General features: G+C 45.1%; 2 protein-coding genes. One reads left to right on the top strand and one right to left on the bottom strand.

The window, feature by feature from the left end; genetic code table 11:
- Positions 1-271 (top strand): LysR substrate-binding domain-containing protein (locus R8N46_RS25015; RefSeq protein ID WP_318189749.1); only part of this gene is annotated, 271 nt, incomplete at its 5' end.
- Between the two features lie 110 nt (positions 272-381).
- On the opposite strand, the gene vscU is transcribed toward R8N46_RS25015, so the two are convergent.
- The coding region (gene vscU / locus R8N46_RS25020) for a SctU family type III secretion system export apparatus subunit VscU (RefSeq protein ID WP_318189750.1) at positions 382-1,174 on the bottom strand (793 nt) is incomplete at its 5' end.

Consider the following 1,174-nt stretch of genomic DNA (forward strand, 5'->3'; position numbering starts at 1 on the left):
TAAACATACGGTGATATTTGAACCGAAAGGCAATGCGGTGTTCAACGACGATTACAGCATGTTGCAAGCTGCTATTCAGGGGGTGGGACTTATCAAGCACATTGATTTATGGGTATTGAAGTATCTTGAAGAAGGGAAACTGGAGCGCGTTTTTGTTGATTGGTGTAAACCGTTTCCGGGCTTTTATCTCTATATCCCTTCTCGTGAAAACATGCCCAAGAAAATCCGCGTCCTTATGGATTTTCTGATTGAAAAGCGCGCTGAGCTTTAGGTTTGCAAGTAAATCATACGCGCTTTCTGCAGACGTATCCGCGCTAGAAATGTTAAATCAACCTGAGTTTTATTGAGGACAAAGCAACGTACTTTGCCCTTTGAATAAAGCTATCTTTGAGTACCATCAGATTCCAATGACGCCAGCCAACGGAGCACTTCTGCCGTGGCTTCAATTAACTCGCTTGGGATGTATTGGTCAACGTTGCCGTCGGCATAAAGCGCACGCGCCAATGGCACTTTTTGCATTACTGGCACGCCTTCTTCTCGTGCAATTGCAATCATGCGTTTAGCCATCGCATCGGTTTCCATCAGAGTGATGACAGGTAACGGTGTTTCGCCTTTTTTGTAGTACAGACCAACCGCGATGTGAGTCGGGTTCGTTACTAATACGTTGGAGCGCTTAACGTTTTCGCGTTGATTAGAAGCTTGAAGTTCTTGATGAAGCTGACGGCGTTTACTTTTGATTTCAGGGCTGCCTTCCATCTCTTTGTATTCACGTTTCACTTCGTCCTTGCTCATTTTGAGCTTCTTCGTGTGGTCAAACTTCTGGTAGGCAAAATCTGCCGCAGCGATCACGACAAAACCAACCGATGAAATGATCATCAATTGTTTAATCATAACTCCCGTCACCGCAGGGACACATTCCAATCCACAAGTTGGAATTTGCATTAAGGTGTTGATGTTGCCCCGCAGCGTAACCCAAATGATGCAGGAAAGCAGAGACACCTTGAGTATCGACTTGATGAACTCAATGACGCTTTTTAGCGAGAAGATGCGCTTTGCGCCCTCGACAGGGTTGATTTTCTTAATGTCGGGTTTGATGGACTCGCCACTAAAAAGAAAACCAAACTGTCCCATGTTAGAAAAAATAGCGATAAGCGCGGCGACCAAAATAATTGGC

Origin of the sequence: Vibrio sp. 1874 (assembly GCF_033344395.1) — a bacterium.
Classification (GTDB): Bacteria; Pseudomonadota; Gammaproteobacteria; order Enterobacterales; family Vibrionaceae; genus Vibrio; species Vibrio alginolyticus.